The 21,508-nt window shown below is 49.4% G+C and carries 20 protein-coding genes and 1 pseudogene; 13 read left to right on the forward strand and 8 right to left on the reverse strand.

All coding sequences use genetic code 11. From position 1 onward, the window contains the following. Positions 1-40 precede the first annotated feature (40 nt). From glcF to AC0L4K_RS03835, 3 genes are read right to left on the reverse strand one after another with little or no spacing between them, the layout of a single operon-like run. Positions 41-1,261, reverse strand: a complete 1,221-nt coding sequence (gene glcF, locus AC0L4K_RS03825) for a glycolate oxidase subunit GlcF (protein ID WP_473268267.1) — start codon at positions 1,259-1,261, stop codon at positions 41-43. Between the two features lie 24 nt (positions 1,262-1,285). Beyond that, positions 1,286-2,347 carry a glycolate oxidase subunit GlcE gene (gene glcE / locus AC0L4K_RS03830; protein ID WP_473268269.1) on the reverse strand — a complete coding sequence of 354 codons (1,062 nt, stop codon included), beginning with the start codon at positions 2,345-2,347 and terminating at the stop codon, positions 1,286-1,288. Between the two features lies 1 nt (position 2,348). Next, on the reverse strand, positions 2,349-3,830 hold the full coding sequence (locus AC0L4K_RS03835) for an FAD-linked oxidase C-terminal domain-containing protein (protein ID WP_473268271.1): 1,482 nt from the start codon (positions 3,828-3,830) through the stop codon (positions 2,349-2,351). A 118-nt stretch (positions 3,831-3,948) separates the two neighbouring features. Here AC0L4K_RS03835 and AC0L4K_RS03840 point away from each other — a divergent pair, with 118 nt between their 5' ends. Next, positions 3,949-4,878 (forward strand): LysR family transcriptional regulator, encoded by a 930-nt coding sequence (locus AC0L4K_RS03840; protein WP_417228153.1) that lies wholly within the window; start codon positions 3,949-3,951, stop codon positions 4,876-4,878. 74 nt (positions 4,879-4,952) lie between these two features. On the opposite strand, the gene AC0L4K_RS03845 is transcribed toward AC0L4K_RS03840, so the two are convergent. Next, positions 4,953-5,441: an acyl-CoA thioesterase gene (locus AC0L4K_RS03845; RefSeq protein WP_473268273.1), complete on the reverse strand. Its 489-nt coding sequence runs from the start codon at positions 5,439-5,441 to the stop codon at positions 4,953-4,955. A 345-nt stretch (positions 5,442-5,786) separates the two neighbouring features. Here AC0L4K_RS03845 and AC0L4K_RS03850 point away from each other — a divergent pair, with 345 nt between their 5' ends. After that, the gene (locus tag AC0L4K_RS03850; protein ID WP_473268276.1) at positions 5,787-6,614 is read left to right on the forward strand and encodes an SDR family NAD(P)-dependent oxidoreductase; all 828 of its coding nucleotides are present in this window, start codon (positions 5,787-5,789) and stop codon (positions 6,612-6,614) included. A gap of 186 nt (positions 6,615-6,800) precedes the next feature. On the opposite strand, the gene AC0L4K_RS03855 is transcribed toward AC0L4K_RS03850, so the two are convergent. Further along, positions 6,801-8,162 carry an MATE family efflux transporter gene (locus AC0L4K_RS03855; RefSeq protein WP_417228156.1) on the reverse strand — a complete coding sequence of 454 codons (1,362 nt, stop codon included), beginning with the start codon at positions 8,160-8,162 and terminating at the stop codon, positions 6,801-6,803. A gap of 70 nt (positions 8,163-8,232) precedes the next feature. Then, positions 8,233-9,219: a zinc-dependent alcohol dehydrogenase family protein gene (locus tag AC0L4K_RS03860; RefSeq protein ID WP_473268279.1), complete on the reverse strand. Its 987-nt coding sequence runs from the start codon at positions 9,217-9,219 to the stop codon at positions 8,233-8,235. Between the two features lie 107 nt (positions 9,220-9,326). On the opposite strand from AC0L4K_RS03860, the gene AC0L4K_RS03865 reads away from it, so the two are divergent. Then, positions 9,327-10,241: a LysR family transcriptional regulator gene (locus tag AC0L4K_RS03865; RefSeq protein WP_473268282.1), complete on the forward strand. Its 915-nt coding sequence runs from the start codon at positions 9,327-9,329 to the stop codon at positions 10,239-10,241. A gap of 55 nt (positions 10,242-10,296) precedes the next feature. On the opposite strand, the gene AC0L4K_RS03870 is transcribed toward AC0L4K_RS03865, so the two are convergent. Continuing rightward, positions 10,297-10,731, reverse strand: a complete 435-nt coding sequence (locus tag AC0L4K_RS03870; RefSeq protein ID WP_473268284.1) for a hypothetical protein — start codon at positions 10,729-10,731, stop codon at positions 10,297-10,299. Positions 10,732-11,250: 519 nt separating this feature from the next. Between AC0L4K_RS03870 and AC0L4K_RS03875 the strand changes: the two genes are divergently transcribed. The 8 genes and pseudogenes from AC0L4K_RS03875 (at position 11,251) to AC0L4K_RS03910 (ending at position 17,868) form a co-directional block, all read left to right on the forward strand. Continuing rightward, positions 11,251-12,099, forward strand: a complete 849-nt coding sequence (locus tag AC0L4K_RS03875; protein ID WP_473268286.1) for an alpha/beta fold hydrolase — start codon at positions 11,251-11,253, stop codon at positions 12,097-12,099. Continuing rightward, positions 12,099-12,371 carry a GIY-YIG nuclease family protein gene (locus AC0L4K_RS03880; protein ID WP_417228161.1) on the forward strand — a complete coding sequence of 91 codons (273 nt, stop codon included), beginning with the start codon at positions 12,099-12,101 and terminating at the stop codon, positions 12,369-12,371. Before AC0L4K_RS03875 ends, AC0L4K_RS03880 begins: the two co-directional genes overlap by 1 nt. 126 nt (positions 12,372-12,497) lie before the next feature. After that, complete coding sequence (pyrC, locus tag AC0L4K_RS03885) at positions 12,498-13,532, forward strand: dihydroorotase (protein ID WP_473268288.1); 1,035 nt, start codon at positions 12,498-12,500, stop codon at positions 13,530-13,532. Positions 13,533-13,608: 76 nt separating this feature from the next. Next, entirely contained in the window at positions 13,609-14,616 is a 1,008-nt protein-coding gene (gene ansA, locus AC0L4K_RS03890; protein WP_473268291.1) for an asparaginase, read from the forward strand. A gap of 137 nt (positions 14,617-14,753) precedes the next feature. After that, a complete protein-coding gene (locus AC0L4K_RS03895) occupies positions 14,754-15,362 on the forward strand; it encodes a DUF2796 domain-containing protein (RefSeq protein ID WP_473268292.1) in 609 nt (202 codons plus the stop codon). A 19-nt stretch (positions 15,363-15,381) separates the two neighbouring features. Then, a complete protein-coding gene (locus AC0L4K_RS03900) occupies positions 15,382-16,077 on the forward strand; it encodes an ABC transporter ATP-binding protein (protein ID WP_417228165.1) in 696 nt (231 codons plus the stop codon). Next, a complete protein-coding gene (locus tag AC0L4K_RS03905; RefSeq protein WP_417228166.1) occupies positions 16,074-17,333 on the forward strand; it encodes an ABC transporter permease in 1,260 nt (419 codons plus the stop codon). The genes AC0L4K_RS03900 and AC0L4K_RS03905 overlap by 4 nt, the downstream gene beginning before the upstream one ends. A 110-nt stretch (positions 17,334-17,443) precedes the next feature. Further along, a pseudogene (locus tag AC0L4K_RS03910) lies at positions 17,444-17,868 on the forward strand (DUF3299 domain-containing protein). An 88-nt stretch (positions 17,869-17,956) separates the two neighbouring features. On the opposite strand, the gene AC0L4K_RS03915 reads toward AC0L4K_RS03910, so the two are convergent. After that, complete coding sequence (locus AC0L4K_RS03915) at positions 17,957-19,525, reverse strand: carboxylesterase/lipase family protein (RefSeq protein ID WP_473268293.1); 1,569 nt, start codon at positions 19,523-19,525, stop codon at positions 17,957-17,959. A 121-nt stretch (positions 19,526-19,646) separates the two neighbouring features. Between AC0L4K_RS03915 and AC0L4K_RS03920 the strand changes: the two genes are divergently transcribed. Together AC0L4K_RS03920 and AC0L4K_RS03925 are read left to right on the forward strand one after the other, a co-directional pair. Next, on the forward strand, positions 19,647-20,534 hold the full coding sequence (locus tag AC0L4K_RS03920; protein WP_417228169.1) for a LysR family transcriptional regulator: 888 nt from the start codon (positions 19,647-19,649) through the stop codon (positions 20,532-20,534). Positions 20,535-20,808: 274 nt separating this feature from the next. Next, entirely contained in the window at positions 20,809-21,387 is a 579-nt protein-coding gene (locus AC0L4K_RS03925) for a DUF2179 domain-containing protein (protein WP_417228170.1), read from the forward strand. Positions 21,388-21,508 lie beyond the last annotated feature (121 nt).

Here is a 21,508-nt window from a genome sequence, read left to right on the forward strand (position 1 = left end):
CATAAAATGCCCGACATCGGATGACCGCCTTCCATCATAACTAAGTTTGCTGGATAGCTTGGTCGACGATCTGTATCCAGTGTTTTACCGGTACTTCTGCGGCTGCGTTTAAATGGGTCATGCAGCCGATATTGGCGGTGCCGATCACCTCAGGTTGCCCTCTCATGAGGTTGTTAAGTTTTTTGGTTTTTAATGCCTGGGCTAGCTCTGGCTGAAAGATAGAGTAGGTGCCTGCCGAGCCGCAGCAGATATGATTATCCGCCACAAAGGTGGTTTCAAAGCCCAGTCGTGTGAGGATTCTTTCAACTTCGCCGGATAGGCCCTGTGCATGTTGTAACGAACAGGGGCATTGAAAGGCTATTTTGGTCTTGGGGCTCAGTGGTAGTTGATGTAGCTCTTCATGGGTTAAGACTTCGACAACATCTTTGGCTAAGGATGAAACCTTTAAGGCTTTGTCTGCATAAGCCGGATCTCGTTTTAACAGTTCGCCATACTCTTTCACTGTTGCACCGCAACCACTGGCGGTCATTACAATAGCTTCGCAGCCCGCATCGATGTAAGGCCACCAGGCATCGATATTGTGACGCATAAAATCCAGTCCGTCGGCTTGCCGATTAAGATGATAGCTGACGGCGCCACAACAGCCCGCTTTCGGGGCCGTGATCAGGGATATGCCAAGGTAAGCAAAAACACGGGCACTGGCCGCATTGATATCCGGTGCAAGGCCCGGTTGCACGCAGCCTTCTAGCACCAGCATTTTGCGGGCATGGCTATCGTTAGGCCAGGGGCTTTTTTTCTCGTATGCGGGTATTTTTATTTTCAGATGTGAAGGCAGCAACGGTTTAAGGGTTTGTCCTAGTCGCAGTAACGATTGAAACCGCGAGCGATAGGGCAGTACATTGACGATCGCAGTACGCAGCAGTCTTTGTTTAACATTGCGGGGGGCTTGTTGCTCCACTAATGGAATAGCAATATCTAATAGCCGATGATACTCAACATTGGATGGGCAGGTGGTTTCACAGGCACGACACTGGAGGCAGCGATCAAGATGATCTCGTGTGTTAGATGTCACTGGCTGCCCTTCGAGCATCTGTTTTATCAGATAGATACGGCCTCTGGGGCTGTCTAACTCATTATTCAGCACGTTATAGGTGGGGCAGGTAGCGAGACAGAAGCCGCAGTGTACGCACTTGCGTAGAATCGCATCGGCTTCCTGGCCTTCCGGGGTGTCCTTGATGAAATCTGCTAGGTTCGTTTGCATGGTGGAGGTCTCTGGCGTGCCGGATTAAAGGTCAGGGTAGATGCGGCCAATATTGAAAATATGCTCGGGATCGAAACGGGCTTTGAGGCGTTGATGCAGTGCCAGTAACGGCGCGGGCAGCGGGGTGAAAATATGGGTGCCTGCCATGGGGTTTCTGAAACAGGTGGCGTGTCCACCCTGGGCTTTGGCCCACTGCTGAATCTGCTCGCCCTGCTGGCTATAGAGCCAGCGAAGGGCGCCACCCCACTCGGTCAATATTTGGCCATCATATAAGCTGTCCGGAATAGCGGAGGCCATCGGCGGTAGCGAGACGCGCCACAGCGGTGTGGGTTGCTGGAAAAAGCCATGTTGCTGTTCTTTGAGGTTATGCCAGAGGCTATCAGAATCGGCCAGTGTATCACCGCCGATCCGTTGTATGGCTTCCCTAACGCCACCCTGTGCACCGGATAAACGGATATAGAGTTGATCCTCATGCTGTAGGGTAGCGGAAACCGGAACGGGTTGGCGGCCAATATCCGCTAGTAGACTCTGCATCTGTGGAAAAGTGGCGCTGAGTACTCGGGTTTCTTCATAATGAGGTTTAGGTATCACTTTTAGAGAAATATCCAGCAAAACCCCTAATGTGCCTAGTGCGCCACACATCAAACGGGATAGATCATAACCGGCGACATTTTTCATCACCTGACCGCCAAACTTAAGGCGCTGCCCTTGACCATTGATCAGCGTGACTCCAAGAACAAAATCTCTAACCGCTCCGGCGTAAGGGCGCCGTGGGCCTGACAAACCACAGGCGATAGTCCCACCGAGGGTGGCATGGTCAGAAAATCGTGGTGGCTCAAAGCCAAGCATCTGCCCTTGCTGTGCCAGCAACTGCTCTATCTCTTTTAAGGGAGTACCTGTCCGAGCGGTGATGACTAGTTCAGAGGGTTCATAGTTAATAATGCCTTGGTACTCGGCCATTATTAATGGTGTTCCCGCCGTTGCTGCGCCATAAAAATGTTTACTGCCGCCACCCTGAATCTGCAATGGGGTTTTCGTCGCCGCCGCGTGTTGTACCTGTGCCGTTAAATCTTGGATATCGAGCATATTAAAAACGTTCCAGATGGGGGAAAGGCATCTCGCCTTGATGTACGTGCATCGCATGAAATTCAGCGCAGCGGGCGAGGGTTGGTATCTGTTTACCCGGGTTGAGCAGGTTTTTGGCATCGAAGGCGGCTTTAACATCGTGGAACTGTTGGAGCTCAGCTTCGGTGAACTGCAGGCACATCTGATTGATCTTTTCGAGACCGATGCCGTGCTCTCCCGAAATGGTGCCGCCGACCTCGATGCAGAGTTCTAGAATGCGTGTGCCGAGTTCTTCGGCCCGATGGTGTTGGTCGGCATCCATGGCGTCGAACAGGATAGAGGGGTGCATGTTGCCATCGCCGGCATGGAAGACATTGACCACTAATAATTGATATTCATCGGCGAGTTGATTGATACGCTGCCAAACATCGGCCAAGGCTCTTCTCGGTATAGTGCCATCCATAATGTAGTTATCCGGTGCTAGGCGCGCCATCGCGGGAAAAGCCGCTTTGCGGGCCGCCCAGATACGGGCTTTTTCCGCCTCACTGTTGGATATCTGGATATTCGCGGCGTCCAGTGCTTCTAGCAGCGAGATTACCTGCGCGAGTTCATCCTCTACTTCATCAACACTGCCATCGAGTTCGCAGATTAAGACGGCCGCCGCATCGGTGGGGTAACCGGCATGCATCAACTCTTCGATGGCATTGATACCGGTATGGTCAATCATCTCTAGACCGGCGGGGATAATACCGGCCGAAATAATCTGTGCAATGGCGTGGCTGGCATTCTCGATACTGGCAAAACCGCATAACAACACGCGGGCGCTGGCGGGTTTGGCAAGCAGTTTAACTCGAATGCCGACAATCACACCGAGCAGCCCTTCAGATCCCGCAAACAGCGCGGTGAGATCATATCCTGCGGCATCTAACGAAGCGCCGCCAAGGGTGAGTCGCTCGCCTTCAATGGTGATTACGTCGAGCTCCAGAATATTGTGTACGGTCAGGCCATATTTGAGGCAGTGAATACCGCCGGCGTTTTCGGCCACGTTACCACCCACGGAGCAGGCCAGTTGTGATGATGGGTCCGGTGCGAAGTAGAGATTGTAAGGTGCTGCGGCTTGAGTCACGGCTAGGTTGCGTACACCGGGCTCAATCAGGGCGGTTTTATTGGCAATATCGATATCGAGAATGCGATCAAACTTGGTCATGCTCAGCAACAGGCCGTTTTCGACCGGCATGGAACCTGCGGTTAGCCCTGTACCTGCGCCTCGAGCAACCACCGAGATATCCAATTCATAGCAGAGGCGCATGATCTGCTGTACCTGTTCAATAGTGTCAGGCAGTACGGTGAGCAGTGGCAACTGACGCATGGTGGTGAAGGCATCACACTCGTAAGCCCGCAAGGCTTCAACGCTGGTGACGATATTCTCCGCTTTGATGAAGCGTTGCAGTGGCGTAAGAATGCGTTGCAGCTGCTGTTCTCGTGTTGGTTGAACGTCGCACATGGCCGATACCTAAATTGTCCCGTTGGATGGAGTTTAGGGGGAGTGATGATATTAAAAAAACACATATTATATATACTTAACCATCGTGTTTTTTAATGGTTTATCAGCGGGTGATGGTTTGAATCTGAAGCAGTTGGAATATTTTGTACAGATCGCTGAACATGGCAGCTTTTCGGCCGCTTCTCGCGCTATTTTCGTCGCTCAGCCGGCGTTGACCCATCAGATAGCGGCGTTGGAAACTGAGCTTTCGATAAAACTTTTTGCCCGCAGTGTTAAAGGGGTAAAGCTGACCGAGACCGGTGAAAGCTTTTTACATCACGCGAGACTGATTTTACGGCAGGTGGATAAGGCCAAATCGGACCTGATCTCCGATGAGTTAGCCCCCAGAGGGGAAGTAGCGGTTGTGATCGATTCTTCCAAAGCGTTTGCCCTGATTCCCCATCTGCTGTCTTTATGTGAAACCCGCTATCCGGATATTCAGTTGCAGGTGCGCGATGCGATGAGTGTCGATGCGGCGGCTTTGGTACAAGAGGGGAAGGTGGATTTAGGGTTGATTCCTAACGCGGCGGATATTGATGGAGTGGATGCTATTTCGGCTTACCAAGAGAACCTTTATCTATTTGGCAAAGCGTTGTTACCCTTTGCCAATGAGGGGACGATCAAGTTTGAACAGCTATGTGAGTTTCCTTTGGTGGTGCCCGCTAAGCCCCATAGCATGCGTCTGCAACTAGAACAGAAAGCATTGGAGGCTAGGCGGCCGCTGAATATCCGTTATGAACAAAACTCTGCCAATGTTATTCGCAGTATTGTTAACAGTGATTTGGCCAAAGCGATTGCTCCCTATGATGTGGTAACGCAAGAGTGGCGGGGTGATCAGCTCGATGCCTTAAAAATTGTCAGCCCAGAAGTTAAGCGTGTCCATGCGATCGTATCCCTTAAAGGGCGACCGAAAACTAGGGCTGCCCGGGCGGTGGAGAGTATTCTAAAAGAGGTGATTCAAAGCCTGCATACCTCGGGGCAGTTACGAGGGACGCTGTTACTGCCATGAGCCGGTCGCTTTCAGGCGCATTGAGCGTTAGCGATCGATGAAATTGTTATAAAAGCATGCGCCTACCAATAGGCTCAAGCTTGGCGACGGGCTAAACGGGCCTGTACTTTTTCGATAACCTCGGCGGGAGGAATGACTCCCTGCTTGCTGAGTACGCAACCTTTCGATGTGCTCTGCGCTAGGATTCGGCCTTTAGACGCTTTGCTATTGGCGATAAAGGTGTGCGTCATATGAAAGGTTTTTTCATCCCAACCGGTAATTTCCATTTCAATATCATAGCTTTGAAACAGGTTTAACGGCCGTTTGTAGACCATGGTTTGCTCTGCCACAACCGGCATCCAATTTTCACGCATCATAGTTTTGGCCAGTCCAGTGCGGATAAACATATCCACCCGTGACAGATCACAGATAGTGAGAAAACGGCCATTATTCATGTGGCGATTAATATCGATATCATTGGGTAAGACGCGAAGCGATAAGGTGTTTTTTGGGTGATGGATCGACAGTCTTGGCTTGAATACCGAAGCAATTAAAAGATAAAGCATGCGTAGATAGAGATTCATGTGGCTGGCCTGTAACGAAACGAAAATAGCATTCTGGTTGACGCGCACACAGATATCACTGACATCCTTAGCCAAGATGATTTACAAATTGAGTCACCCAGCTGAGTGCACTGTTAAAAGGGGCATCAGAATTGCTTAGCCGATGCTCGATTATCAATATTTTGTTTAAACTTATTCATGATCGATAGGGATTATTAATCAATAGTTAGGCTGTTAGTCTAACCAAGGCTGCTAGTTTGAGAGGCGCGTTGCTTTGGGCATGAGGAAAGACAATGGTCCGTGTCATATCAGCAACGACAGACTAACAACATTTAGCGAGAACTTTTGAGTCACGAAGGCTTACACATGCAAAAAACAATTTTGATTACCGGCTCTACCGATGGTATCGGCTTTGAAACCGCTAAAATGCTGCGTTCTTTAGGCCATCATATTTTTCTTCACGGGCGTAATGCCGCGAAGCTGGCCGCGGTTGAAAAACAACTCGCGGCACTGCCGGGGGAAGGGACGGTTGAGGGCTTTATCGCCGATCTATCGCAGCTGTCGCAGGCTTATGGGTTGGCCGATAAGATTACTCAGCAGACTGTATCATTGGATGTGCTGATCAACAATGCAGGCATCTATAATCTGCCGGCTAGCGTTAGCAACGATGAGATTGACCCCCGTTTTACGGTTAACACGCTAGCACCCTTTGTGTTAACGCAGCGGTTGTTACCATTGCTAGGCGCATCGGGACGGGTGATTAATTTGTCTTCTGCCGCGCAGGCTCCGGTCGATCTTGAGATGTTAGCGGGGCCGGTTAATGGTGTGGATGATTTCTCTGCCTATGCTCAGAGTAAACTGGCGTTGACCATGTGGTCGCGGCATCTAGCGCTAGCCTTGGGTGACACCGGTCCGGCTATTATCGCCGTTAATCCCGGTTCGATGTTGGGCAGTAAAATGGTCAAAAATGCATTTGGTGTTGCCGGGGGCGATCTGAGCAAGGGGGCAAAAATACTCACCCGCGCGGCCCTTGATGATGAGTTTGCTAGCGCTACAGGATTGTATTTCGATAATGATGCTGGCGATTTTGGCGCGCCGCATATGGATGCTCTTGATCCACTGAAAAACGATGCTGTTGTGCAGGCGATCGATGCTCGACTAGATCAGTTGAATCTTGCGGCAAAACCGTCATAGCCGCGATACGACAGCTGAAGTGAGCATATCGAAAAGGAGGGCTGATGTTATCAGTCCTCCTTTTTTATACCTGAGGCTCGTTGACGGTGTGCGATAGCGTTATTCGCCGCCAGTATTGCGTATCTGGCCCCTACCGCCCTATTAAAAAAGTGTCCTACGGTATTAACAGTGGCGTTAACTTTGGTATTAACACAATGCCTCTGTCTCACTTATCTGCGTATCTTGATCATCATGGGATTGGGCAATAAGCCGTTTGAACTGCTGCTGATAGCGCAGCCAGCTTAGATAGCCCGCCAACATATTACCGAGCATTGCGCCGCTAAAGAGTCCGGTCGGCCCAGCCAATACTGAGCCTATCCAAAGCAGCGGCAGATAGCAGCCAAATAAACGTATGACAGAAATGATAACGGCCTGAGCGGGCATCCCGATGGCGCTGCAGGCAGAGATGGTGATCATACTGATCCCAAGCCCTGCATAACTTAGCGGCACTAATAACAGATATTGATGAACATGGTCGGCGGTCTGTCTATCACTGGTTAAGAGGTGACTAAGGGGGGCTGACACGAACAAAATCATGAGTGCTACAAACAGTTGAAAAACGATAACAAAGCCGATGGCGATACGCATCAGCTGATCAATTTGAGCAAACTGCTGACGACCTCTCAGCCTGCCGATGATCGGAGGCATCGACATGGTCAGTGAGAGTACGATGATGATAGAGAAAAACTCTATCCGGCTACCTAACCCCCACGTGGCGACAATAGCATTACCATGACTGGCAACCAGCCCGGTGGCGATCAGGGCCGTTAGTGGTGGCAGAAACTGACTGAGCATCGCCGGTGCGGTAAAGCTAAAGAGCCGTTGTAAGCCGTGGCGGATGGTCGCTAGGGTGTTGGGTAGTAGAATCCAGCGTTGCCGATAAATAGCCACAAAAATGATCATACAACCTAGACCAAACGCGCCGACGGTAGCCCAAGCCGCTCCCGCGAGTCCCATATCAAAGGTAAAGATAAATAGTGGATCGAGTAGGATATTAATCAGGCTAGTAAGCACCAGCACAATGCCCGGAAAGCGAGTTTGACCATAGGCACGAAAAAGACTGAAGCCGAAATACAGCATGGCGCCTAGCCAGCAGCTGATTAGCCAAGGAAACCAGTAAACCCGAACTAACGGCAGCAGTGTTGCATCGGCTCCCAGTAACGAAAAAATAGAAGACTGTGTCGCCCAGAGCAATAAGCAGAGCAACGATATAAGGACAAAACCGGTGGCAATAATGAGTGCCCCTAGTTGTTTGGTGTAGGCGGTTTTGTCTTCGCCAAGCGCCATTGAGATGACTGCCGTGGTGGCGATGCCGAGGCCGACCTGGATACCAATGATTAGTTGATAAATAGGCATTGAAAAACCCACCACTGCGAGTGGCTCGGCACCCAGTTGACCGATAAAGGCACTATCAACCAATTGACCGCTGCTAATGGCCAGCATGCCGATCAACATTGGCCATGTCATATGAAATAGTTGTTGTTTCAACGGGGTCGATTGTGTGCTCACGCTAGCTCTCTTTATTTAGATCCCGTTTTGGACTAACCCCAGGCCTTCCTTGGCCCGTTGGCTTGGCAGGTTAAATATCGATAACGACTTTACCCATGCCCTGACCGCTTCCTAGACGCGCATGTGCTTTGCCGGCTTCGGTAAGCGTAAAGCGTTGTTCATCGAGTACTGGCATCAGGTTTCCGGCTTCAACGATCTTGGCTATCTCGGTCAATATCTGACCATGGGCCGCACGCTCATGATTATGAAGCATCGGAATCAGCATAAAGACAACATGCAGTGACAGACCTTTAAAGTGCGCAACGGATAGGTCGAGTTCGACCATCGCAACGGTTGAAGCAATCTGGCCATTTAACGCTGCGGCTTCGAACGAGTTAGTTAAATTAGCGCCACCTACCGAATCGAAGACGACATCAAAGCCGGCACCATCCGTATGTTTAGCAACATAATCAGCAACGGTTTCGGTTTTGTAGTTGATGCTTTTGGCGCCAAGCTTTTCGATCAGGGCGAGTTGTTTCTCGCCGCCACCGGTCGCATAGACATCGGCGCCAAAGTGACGGGCCAGTTGTACTGCAACATGGCCAACACCGCCTGAACCGCCATGTACCAGCACCCGTTGACCGGCGCTAATGCCTGCACGAAGTAAGCCTTCATAAGCGGTGATGCCAACGAGTGGTAAGGCTGCGGCTTCACGCATCGAAAGGTTGCTTGGTTTGTGAGCAATCAGGCGGGCATCCGCGGGCATATACTCAGCCAACGCTCCCTGAAGGTCAGCGAGGCCACCGGCACAGCCATAGACTTCATCGCCGATGGCGAACGTAGTGACACCTTCACCCAAAGCGACGACTGTTCCTGCGAAATCCATACCCAGCACTGCTGGCGCTGGGGGAGAGAGTGGTAACTCTGGGCCCAACTGACGAATCATCATATCGACGGTGTTAACACTGGTTGCCTCGATACGCACTAATACCTCACCTGGCTTAGCCACCGGTGTTGGGATCTCAGCAAGCTCGAATACTTCAGGTGCACCAAATTCACGGACAATCATTGCTTTCATGGGGGGAAACCTCTGTTTAGTTGATGAGTTGTACTTTATTCCTTATTGTTAGCGATGATAATCTGCAATAATGCTCAATCTGTTTATAGATTATATTGATAATAACGATGAATATTGAACATCTGAAGCTCTTTATTAGGGTCGCGGCGAGCCATAATATTAGTCAGGCAGGCGCCGAGTTAGGCTTGTCGCCTGCGGTCGCCAGTGCCCATATTAATAAGCTGGAAGAAGGGCTTGGGGTGCGTTTGATTCACCGAACAACCCGTAAAGTGTCGTTAACCGAGGAGGGAAAAGACTTCCTGCCCTATGCCGAAAATGTCTTGTCCAGTGTCGATGCTGCCTGTGCTTCGGTGGGCGTGGGTAATAGCTTACCGTCCGGCACGTTGAGAGTGTCGGCCTCGGCATCGTTTGGACGTATGCATCTAGTGCCTGCGTTGAAAGGTTTTCTGTCCAGTTATCCTGACCTCAATGTCGATCTACGTTTATCCGATTCCATTATAGATATGGTGGAAGGGGGCTTTGATATTGCGATCCGTATTGCCGAGTTGAAAGATTCAACCTTGGTGGCTCGTAAGCTGGCCTCTGACAACCGCATTATTTGTGCCTCGCCCGACTACATTAAGCAGTATGGTGAACCCACATCACCACAAGACTTAATCAATCATCGCTGTATCAGTTTATTGGGCTTAGAACATTGGCGTTTTAAAGGCCCGAGCGGCGAGCAAGTCGTTAAAGTACAGGGGCATTTTCGTACCGATAATGGCGAAGCCGTCAGAGATGCCTGTACGAATGGTATCGGTATTGCGATCAGCTCGACTTGGAGTGTCTATCAGCAACTGCAAAAAGGCGAGTTGGTGCAGATATTGGAGGACTACCCATTAATGTCCGACACTGCCGTTTGGGCGGTGTACCCCAGTTCACGCCTACTGGCCCCCAAAGTGAGGGCGTTTATAGATTACTACTCTCAGTGCTTCAGCGCGCCGTTGTATTGGGATAAGAGGGCTAGCGATGATGCATCGTAGACGGCTGTAGATGTAGCGTTAGTTGCAGTCGACGTGTATCGATAGCCGCTTCACACTATGAGTTGAACCGGCCTTGTTGATAGCGCTGCAGTGCTGCGTTGATCTCGTTGACGCGCCATGAATTACAGAATTGCGGGACTTTACGGCTTTGGACGTGATGGAAGCCGATGCCGTTGAGTTCATGGGTAATCGCTTTCTTGCCAAATTGTTGTATTAATAATTGAATCATATGAGGTTTGTCATAATTGATACGGCAGGTGATCGCTGCCCCTAAGCGTGACCAGACCTTTTGTAGTTTGGGGTCATAACCTAGTGAGTCAACGCCGGTAAAGCCATGTTTGTAATGGTAAAGATAGGCTTCAGGTTGGATATCCCATTGAGTCATACCGCCAGCCCCTTGATATTCGGGTAACTCGGGGGCTTGAGAACTCGCGCAGCTAGTCAGCAGAAGGGCCAATAAACCACAGGTGAGTATGCTGATTCTTCTCATGGGTATCCAAAGGCCTGCTATAGTTATAAATATAAAGGTTAGTAGGATGATGAGTGTGTTAGCCGGTTAATAACTGACGCTCATTTAAACACAGCCTTACTACCTAGATCGTGTTGTTAGTACAGTTTATCGCGACAGACGGCGAAGGCAATCACTTCTTATCAACCGGGCAAGAAGGGGTTGTTAGCTGTAATTGGTAGCGTTTGTTGGCCATGTCGGCGGTTAAATAAGTGTGAGCATTAATAAATAGGCATGTTTGGTGGTGGGGGGTATATGAGAGACTGGCCCAGTTGAAATGATCGCGATAAAAAGGTGCAACCGTTTTTTATCCTATATAGCGCTTTGTATTACCTGTTTTGGGTAGTGTATATGCTCTTTTATGGCGGCAATGCTTTTGTTATGGGTGAGGTGTCTCTATATTTGAACGTTTAAATATATACTTAAAAAGTGGTTGAGTGTATGCGCTTTACATACTTTTACATTTCACTTTAACTGACGCTTATCCCTAAGAGGAACATTATGCCCAGCTGTATGATCAATGATCGGGAAATGCATTACCTAGATCAGGGAGAGGGGTTTCCTCTCTTGCTGGGACATGGTTTTCTGTGGGATTGCCGTGTGTGGGATACTCAACTGCGCTTTTTGTCGGAGCATTTTCGCTGCATCGTTCCTGACCTATGGTCTCATGGGCGTTCTCAGCCGATCAATGAGGGTGACCTGGGGATCGAGCAACTGGCTGAAGATCACCATCAGTTGATGCAGCAGTTAGGTATTGATCGTTACAGTGTTTTGGGGATGTCGACGGGTGGCTTGTGGGGCGCGAAGTTGGCGATGACGTATCCTCAAGAAGTCGCTAGTTTGGCGCTGATCGCCTGCTATCTAGGCAGTGAAACCGAAGAGAGTGAGGTTGATTACCTTGAACTGCTGAACATTGTTGAGCAGTTGGATACATTGCCCACGCGGGTGGTGGATTCTATCGTCGAGATTCTTTTTAGCCCCGAGACTCAAATGGCGAATCCCGCCTTGGCTGAAACCTTCCGTTTTGATCTAATGTTTCTGACACCAGAACAGGTGAGCGGCATTATGGCGCTGGGCAAACAGGTATTCAGGCGTCGTTCGATGCTGGATCAAGTGGCTAATATTCGTTGCCCGACACTGATTATTGCCGGTGAACATGATATTCCTCGGCCGCAACAAGAGATTGAAGAGATGCACCGGCAGATGCCGGGTAGCCAACTGGCAGTGATTAAAAATGCCGGTCATATGGTGACATTAGAGCAGCCGGACCAGGTGAATCCGTTGCTGATTAATTTTTTGGCGGCTACCGATGGTGTCGATCTTGATGTGAGTCAGTTGGATTTGATCTGATGTCTGTGGCGTTACCTTGGTTTGTGTACATCGTGCGCTGTGCGGATGACTCACTCTATACTGGCGTGACGACCGATACGGTGCGGCGCTTGAATGAACACAATTTTGATGATCGATTAGGGGCTAAATATACCCGTCCACGGCGCCCTGTAAACTTGGTTTTTCAAGAAGCCTGCGCCGATCGCTCCGCTGCTTGTAAGCGGGAAGCTGAAATTAAAAAAATGTCCCGTCCGGCAAAATTAAAACTACTGCAATTAAGCTGCAATCAGTAACTATTCAGTAACGCTCAATCGGCGCATGCGCGTTGCTCCTCGGCTTTGCTTCCCGCTCTGGTTGTGCATCTGTATAATGTTTGACAACTTTTTTGTTATCACTTCAGCGCTTAGGATTCCCTCTCTATGACAACTTTGACCATCCGTACACCCGATGATTGGCACCTGCATTTTCGTGATGGCGATATGCTGACTGAGACTGTACCGGCGACGGCGCGCTGCTTTCAACGGGCAATCGTGATGCCGAATCTGGCACCGCCGGTGGTAAATGCTACCCTTGCGCTGGCGTATAAAGAGCGAATTTTGGCGGCACGTCCGGCCGGCTCCACCTTTGAGCCACTGATGACGCTCTATTTGACTAACGCCACCACCGGTCAGGATATTATCGATGCTAAAGCGGTGGGCGTGGTCGCGGCTAAGCTTTATCCTGCCGGGGCGACAACCAACTCTGCCGCCGCAGTGACTGACCTTGAGGCGATGTATCCCGTGTTTGAGGTGATGGCCGAGCAGGGGATGCTGTTATTGGTTCATGGTGAAGTGACTGATCATCATATTGATATCTTTGATCGGGAAAAAGTTTTTATCGATCAAAAGATGAGCAAAATTGTTGCCGCTTTTCCGCAGCTTAAAGTTGTCTTTGAACATATCACCACCAGTGATGCGGCACACTTTGTTAATGAGGCCTCCGATAATGTCGCCGCTACGATTACCCCGCAACACCTGTTGCTGAACCGTAATGACTTGCTGGTGGGTGGGGTGCGGCCACATAACTTTTGTTTACCCGTGTTAAAGCGTAATACGCACCAAGCGGTGCTGCGCCAGATGGTGCAGTCCGGCTCACCTAAGTTTTTCCTCGGTACTGATTCGGCACCTCACGCCAAAGAAGCGAAAGAAAATGCCTGTGGTTGCGCCGGTTGTTACAGTGCTTGGAGTGCCATTGAGTTGTACGCCCATGTTTTTGAAGAACTGGGAGCACTGGATAAGTTGGAAGGGTTTGCCAGCGATCATGGCGCCGACTTTTATGGCCTGCCACGTAATGAAGGTACGATTACGTTGGTGCGAGAAGAGTGGACTCTACCCAATGAGATTATCTTGCCGGATGGCCGTCCCATCGTGCCATTTTTTGCGGGCCAAAATGTCAGTTGGAAACTTCAGGCCTAATTTGATGAGTCCCTAGGCGGTTTAATTTGCTGTCTAGGACTCTCTTGATCGTTCCCTTGCAGAGCTTAAGCCGTTTATGAAGCAAAAAATTTTGGTTATCTATGCCGGTGGCACTATCGGCATGCAGGCATCGGCGCAGGGTTATGTGCCGGTTGCCGGTTTTGAACGACAGGTGCGTCAACAACTGAACGATGAGCGGGCGGCTCAATTACCGGCATTTGATATGCTGGAATTGGATCAATTGATCGACAGTTCGAATCTGCAACCCCATCATTGGTGTGAGCTGGCTGGTATTATCCAGCAGCGATGGCAGCAGTACGATGGTTTTGTCTTATTACATGGCACCGATACGATGGCTTATACCGCATCAATGTTGTCATTTATGCTGCAGGGCATCGATAAGCCGGTGATTGTGACGGGCTCGCAGATTCCCTTAGCTGAGTTACGCAATGATGCGCTGGATAACCTGTTAACGGCACTGATATTTGCAGGACAATATTCGATTCCCGAAGTGTGTATCTGCTTTAATGGGCGTTTACTGCGAGGCAACCGATCACGCAAGTTAAAGAGTGCGGCGCTGGATGCGTTTGATTCACCAAATTACGGTCATTTGGGGCAGGCTGGTATCAATATTACCCTGCATGCCGAACGACTATTAGCGGTGGGTCGTGCAAATTTCAATATTCCAGAGTTAAACCCTAATGCCGTGGTGGTATTACCGGTCTATCCGGGCATGTCCGCCAGCGTAGCTAAGGCGATACTCAATGATAACGCGGTTAAAGGTTGTGTCTTGCAGACCTACGGCGCAGGTAATCCACCGGATGCTAACAGCGAATTAATGCGGGTATTAGAAGAGGCTATTAAGCGAGGTGTTAGCATCGTTAATGTTACTCAGTGTCTGCAGGGGGAGGTGAATCAGGGCGCTTATGCGACCGGCGCAACGCTGAATCGTCTGGGTGTTATTGCCGGTAGTGATCTGACATTGGAGGCGGCCTTTACCAAGTTACACTACCTTATCGCCACCGAGCCTCAAGCACATATTGGGGCATTGATGGTTAAGCCTTTGTGCGGTGAGATGGCATGAAGAGTTGAGTTTGCCAGTATGTTGCAACTAGCCCTAGTCGTTTTACGATTGGGGCTTTTTTATGAGTGTAGGCTTTCTTTCTTGCCAAAGTTTGTTATAACATAACATCTTTGATAATCCCTAGAGAGTTTGTATTTATGAATAAGTATTGGTTGGCGTTAATGGCAACAGCCTTAGCGGTGCCTGCTATGGCGTACGAGCGGCAACATGAAAGCCATGAGCATGGTGCTGCAACCATGCGGCTGGTGATTGAAGAGGATGCACTGCAGTTGCAGATTGAAACCCCCGCGATGAATATTGTGGGTTTTGAGCACGCGCCAACCAGCGAGGCACAGCATCAAGCGGTGCACAGCGCTGAAACGCTATTAGGCAATCCAGATAATGTGGTTGTGCTGCCCGCTGCGGCACAGTGTCATGTGACGATGGTATCGGTTGAGAATTCGCTGCCAGATGAGGCGGCTGGCGAACATGACGCTGCTGATCATCACCATGAAGGTGAGCACGAGCATGATGATCATGATGAATCCGTGGGTGATGCCGATCATGAGGAAGGGCATAGTGATTTCGATCTGGGCTACGCCTTTAAATGTGGCAATATCGATGCATTGAAACAATTGGATGTTAAGCTTTTCAGCCATTTTCCGCTGCTAGAGGAACTTGAAGTACAATATATTGTCCCTCTTGAGTCAGGTTCAGGCCAGGGGGTACAACATCTCAGCCCGACTCAGCCGCTATTTAAATTCTAGTCACAGGACATCTGTCTAAATGAGTTCACTGATTGAACTGCAGCAGCTTACATTTCACTGGCAGCCCGATAGGCCTGTGTTGGATATCCCCCACTTGGAGATATTTGCCGGTGAAAAGCTGTTTTTGCATGGGCCTTCCGGCTGTGGCAAGTCTACTCTGCTCAACCTGATTGCCGGTATTCACCGGCCGGTGAGTGGGTGTATTTCAGTGAACGGCTGTCATCTGAATGATCTATCCGCCGCCGCCCGAGACCGGTTTCGGGCGGATCATATCGGTCTTATTTTTCAGCAGTTTAATCTACTACCCTACCTTTCAGTACTGCAAAATGTGTTGTTGCCTTGCCAATTTTCTGCGTTAAGAGCGGCGCAGGCTCGCCAGCAGAGCGGCTCGGTAGAGGCCGCAGCACAGGCTTTATTGCAAGAGTTGGGGCTTGCCGACTATCTGAACCATCCCGTCACTGATCTTAGTATTGGGCAGCAACAACGGGTTGCTGCGGCGCGGGCTTTAATCGGTAATCCACAAATCTTGATTGCTGATGAGCCAACTTCATCGTTGGATAGTGATAATCGGGAAGGCTTTATTCAATTACTTATTCGAGAGTGTGACCAACATGGTATTACCCTGCTATTTGTTAGTCACGACCGCCAACTGACAGGCCATTTCTCTCGTATTATCGACCTGAAACAACTGAATGTCGCCGGAGTGAGTGCATGAAACTGATGCTGAGTCTGGCTTATAAAAGTTTGTTTAATCGCCGAATGACGGCGTTGATGATTATCTGCTCGATTGCTGTGAGTGTGGCACTGTTGTTGGGTGTAGAAAAAGTACGTCACGGTGCAAAACAGAGCTTCAGTTCCACTATTGCCGGCACAGACCTGATTGTTGGCGCTCGCTCGGGGTCTGTGCAGCTGTTGTTGTATTCGGTGTTTCGTATCGGTAACGCCACTAATAATGTTAGCTGGCAGAGCTATGAAGATATTGCCGCCAACCCCAAAGTGGCTTGGTCTATTCCCTTTTCGCTGGGAGATTCTCATCGGGGTTATCGAGTATTAGGTACTTCGCAGGCTTATTTCGAACACTATCGCTATGGTAAAAAGCGCCCGCTAACCTTTAACCAAGGGGCACAGTTTCAACAGTTGCATGATGTTGTCTTAGGGGCTGAAGTTGCTAAAAAACTCAGTTATCAGCTCGGTGATCAGGTGGTGATTGCTCACGGGATGGGCAACACGAGCTTTAGCAAACATGAGGATCAGCCCTTTACGGTCGTGGGTATTTTAGCCCCGACAGGCACGCCGGTAGATCGCACCTTACATGTGAGTTTAGAAGCGATTGAAGCGATTCATGTGGATTGGAAAAGTGGCGCCTATATTCCCGGCTCAGGCGGCAAAACACCGCTGCAAGAGCGGGACCTACAGCCTGATCAGATAACCGCTTTTCTCTTGGGGCTGAAGTCGAAAATGGCGACCTTCCAGTTACAGCGTTATATCAGCCAGTATCGCGCCGAGCCATTACAAGCGGTATTACCAGGCGTAGCGCTGCAAGAGCTTTGGGGGATGATCGGGATTGCTGAAAATGCCCTATTGCTGATTTCCGCTTGTGTTGTCTTGTCGGGATTATTTACTATGTTAACGGTACTGCTAACCGGGCTGAACGAGCGACGACGTGAATTGGCGATTCTTCGTTCGGTTGGCGCTCGGCCATGGCAGATTATGCTGTTACTAGTGCTGGAAACCGCTCTGCTTACTGTGTTGGGAATCATGTTAGGGATGCTGCTGCTGTATAGTGGTTTGGCGTTGGGGTTGCCTTTGCTAGAACAGCATTACGGCCTGCAGTTAGCTCTAACCTTACCTCAACTACCAGAACTTAAACTACTCTTACTGGTGCTGCTAGCGGGCACGCTGGTCGGATTGATCCCGGGCTATCGTGCTTATCGATACTCCTTAGCCGATGGCATGACTGTACGGATATGAATACCATGAAACGTTTGATGCTTTTTATCACCATGCTGACATTAGCGGGCTTCCTTCAGGCTGCGACTATCAATGGTAAAACCGTGGAGGACACGGAATGGGATAGTCTGATGCCAGCGGATTACTCTCTTGATGCTATTTTTGATACGACTCAGTTTGGCAGTCTGGATGATTATGATCCGTTGGCAGAGATAAAATTAAAAGCGATGATGGAGGCCCTAAGTTCGGCGCCGGTTGTGCAGGAGATGGATGGCAAGATGATCCGTATTCCCGGCTTTGTCGTGCCGCTGGTGGAAGAGGGGATGGCCGTTACTGAATTCTTTCTCGTGCCTTATTTTGGCGCCTGTATCCATGTGCCGCCACCCCCTCTAATCAGATGATTCATGTTACCTTTGAGCCGGGCACTCAGGTCGAAAATCTTTATGATGCGGTGTGGATTAGCGGCGAGTTAAAGGTGGCTACTGTTGCCCATGAACTGGGGACATCGGGATACACCATGGAAGCCTATAAGATCGAGCCCTATACCGAAGAGTAAGTAAACGGCCAGTCGATGAGGTTTATCTCGTTGTTATAACGGCGTGTGAATAGCACGCCGTTAATTTTTTGAGTCTCATCCGTGCGGATTAAAAATGGTATTGCTGCCATAGTTTACGGATGTCAGCGTCAGGATTACTGACTTCCGCACTATCAATATCGAAGCGCATTGAGATCGGTTTATTTGGTTGGTAAGTGCTCCAATCCGCGTTACCCTGCTTGGCAAAGTGTAGCCATTGATTATGTATTTCGGTTGCTAGCGCCGCCGGTGGTTGGTCGCCGACAAAGTCCGTCGCGGCATCACGGTCGATGGTATTAAAGGTAAAGGGTACATCAACGAAGTGAGCCGCACCGAGTCGGCCACCAAAGGCTGGTGATTGCCACGCAAAATTATACTGCCAAACGGTATTGCCGTTTTTAACCAGTTGCTCGGCAATATGAACAGCGGGCATTCTAAAGGTGTAGTCTGATTGAATGGCGGCATAAATATCGCCCTCAGATTGTTCCGTGTTTGCTTTTGAATAAACCGTTAATGCTGAATCGTTGAGTTTTAAATCATCGAGAAATTGTGTTGTCTGTTTTGCTTCAATACGGTCGATAATCCCCCCTGGCACCAAATAGAGCCTCGCTTCTTGTGCGGTGCTACCGACAATGACGGGGATATCCGGGTTGGCATTGTTGGCCAAGTTAGCCATTGGGGTTTGTTCAATGAGTGTACGATCAATCACTGGTAGAAAGGCAGTACCACCCCAGGACAGCATGCCCCAGTCGTCGTGATTCTGAATGGCATTGCCCATCTGAGTTACTGCTGCAACCAGTTGCGGAAAGGGGACACTGGCGATCCCGGCAATGGTGGCAGGTACATTCAGTTGTGCAGCGAAGGCCTGTGCGACACGCTCAGCTTCAGTTTGGGTCATCGCTTGCATGGGTGGGCTTTGGATAATAGCTTGGTGGTATAAGCCATTGGCTTTCTCCGTTCCTAAGAGAATCGCCACACTTTCGGCTCCGGCGGATTGACCAAACAGGGTGACTCGATCTGGATCTCCGCCAAACTCAGCGATATTATCTTTTACCCATTCTAATGCCGCTATTTGATCAAGAATGCCGCGGTTATCCGGTGCGCCGGGAAGATGCATAAAACCATCGACGCCAACTCGATAATTAATGGTTACCACCACTACGTCGTTGCGGGCGAAACTACTGCCATCATAAACGGCTTCTGAGGCATCTTCACGAATAAAGGCACCACCGGGAATCCAGACCATGACCGGTAGCTTTTGCGCCGATGTTATCGCTGCCGTGGGTGTCCATATGTTGAGGGTCAAATCGCCCGGTGCACCGACTAATTCAGTTGTTTGTCCGCGGCTAGGTTGTGGCACCGGCGGTTGCATGGTGGTGCTATCAAACACGCCTTGCCAGCTTTCGATCGCTTCGGGTGCCTGAAAGCGTCGCGCTTCGGTAAACGGGTTTTTGGCGTAGGGCAGGGCATAGAAAGTGGCGATGTCATCATTCACCAGGCCTTTAATCTGACCTAAAGATGAGGTGATCGTGAGGTTAGTTTGGTTCATGGTGGGTGTTGCAAATAACGCAGTACTCATCAGCAGGGCGAGGGTTATTGCGCCGTTGAGTAGCATTCTAATCGGTTGTCGTTGTTTCATGTGAGTTCTCCCGTTAAGCATACCGCGAGGGGCGATGTTTATTAAGATTACTTTAGCATTTGAAAAATGAATTGATAAACGCTAATTTTAACTTAATATAATCTAATAATTAGATGGATAAATGCATAGAGTCACATTAGATCAGTGGTATGTTTTACAAACGGTTATCGATACTGGGGGCTTCACTGCGGCCGCGGAGCAGTTACATCGAAGTCAGTCATCGGTGAGTTATGCCATTAAAAATTTACAGCAACAGCTCAAGGCTCAGGTGGTCGCGATTGAAGGCCGAAAAGTCAGCTTAACCCCGCTAGGGGCGACTCTCTTAGAAGATGTGCGGCCGCTGTTAAAAGAGTTTAATAGTCTTGAGACTAAAGCGCAGGCATTGGTGTCCGGAGCGCCAGCTAAAATTAAGTTGGAAGTTGATAGTCTGTATCCTAAACCACTGTTGTTTCGCGCATTGAAAGTGTTTGTCGAGCAATATCCCCATACCCAGATTGAGTTAAAAGAGGTCATCCGCTTGGCGCCCACCAATCAGGTTTCTCGCTGCGATTTAGCTATTGGGCTGCCTTTCAACGGCAAAATCATGGCGCAAAAACTGTTTGATGTTGAGCTACTCGCGGTGGCGCATGTAAATCATCCGATTCATCGATTAACGAAAACTGCACTGTCTGAAAGTGATCTGAATCACTACACCCAAGTTTATCTTAATCACAATGATAAACAGGCCAGCGAGAAGCTGGAATTGCCACCTAAACGTTGGATGGTGAACACCGTAGAAACGGCGATAGAAGCGGTGTGCAGTGAGCTGTGCTTGGGCTGGTTGCCTAAGCATCGAATCGAGCCATTGCTTCAGCAACAAACCTTACAACCACTGGCCCTGAAAGTCGGTTTGGTGAGAAAAATTCCGTTATATTTGATCTATATGGATTACGACCACTGTAGCCCAGCAATACACTCACTTGCGACGATTATTCATGGGTGTGCTCATCATTGTGAATCTAGTGAGTGAATACTAACTACTAGTGGCGCTTTATGGGTTTCAGCCTGATTGAATAAACCGCTTGGTTTTGGCCGCTTGTTCAGCGGCTAACGGTTTTCTACTGTATTGTGGGGTGTGGCAGTCGCTGTTGCTGTTGATTGTCATCTTTTTGAAAACGCCTCTAGGCATGTTTTTCACCGCGTTATCGAGAGATCATTGTCAGAAAGGTAACTGGTAACGGTAAGTGACGCAGAGCGTACTTAGCAGAGTATTACCCTTCAATCATCGTGAACAAGGAACCGTCATGACAGAACTCATTATTGAATATCCATATTTGTTAATACCGCTGATCTTTCTGGCGCGGGTTGCTGATGTTTCGTTAGGTACATTTCGCACCATTGTCGTTTTTCGTGGACACAAATTACTTGCCTCATTTATCGGCTTTTTTGAAATCATGATCTGGTTAATGGCCGCCGCTCAGGTGTTAACAAACCTCGATCAATGGTATCTAGCATTGGCCTATGCCAGTGGTTTTGCGGTGGGTAATTATGTGGGTATTTCGATAGAAGCGCGTTTTGCTATTGGCGATGAAATGGTTCGATGTGTCTCATTTAATCGTGATGTACTGGCGGATAGCATTCGCCATCAGGGTTATAAGGTGGTGTCATTCGATGGTGATATGGGCTCAGACGTGCCGGTTGAGCTGCTCCTTATTATCGAAAAAAGACGTCGTATTCCGGCGCTGATACAGTTGATTAAAGCACTTGATCAAACGGCTGTTTATTCTATTTCGGATGTAAAAAGTGTTTATGAAGGCCCAGACCTGTTACCGCGGCGTAGCTTTTTAGGCAGTGCTTTTATGCTGTCAGGCAAGCGTCGTTAATCATCGGGTACTCATTAAAGCAATGGGTTGTATTTTCTACGTGCTGCAATAGGTTACTGTTTCATAACCTAAACATTAGCAACTTTGGTTTTAAATATTCATCCCCCTCTCTAGGATGGCT

Source organism: Amphritea sp. GJ51-11, from assembly GCF_055808735.1.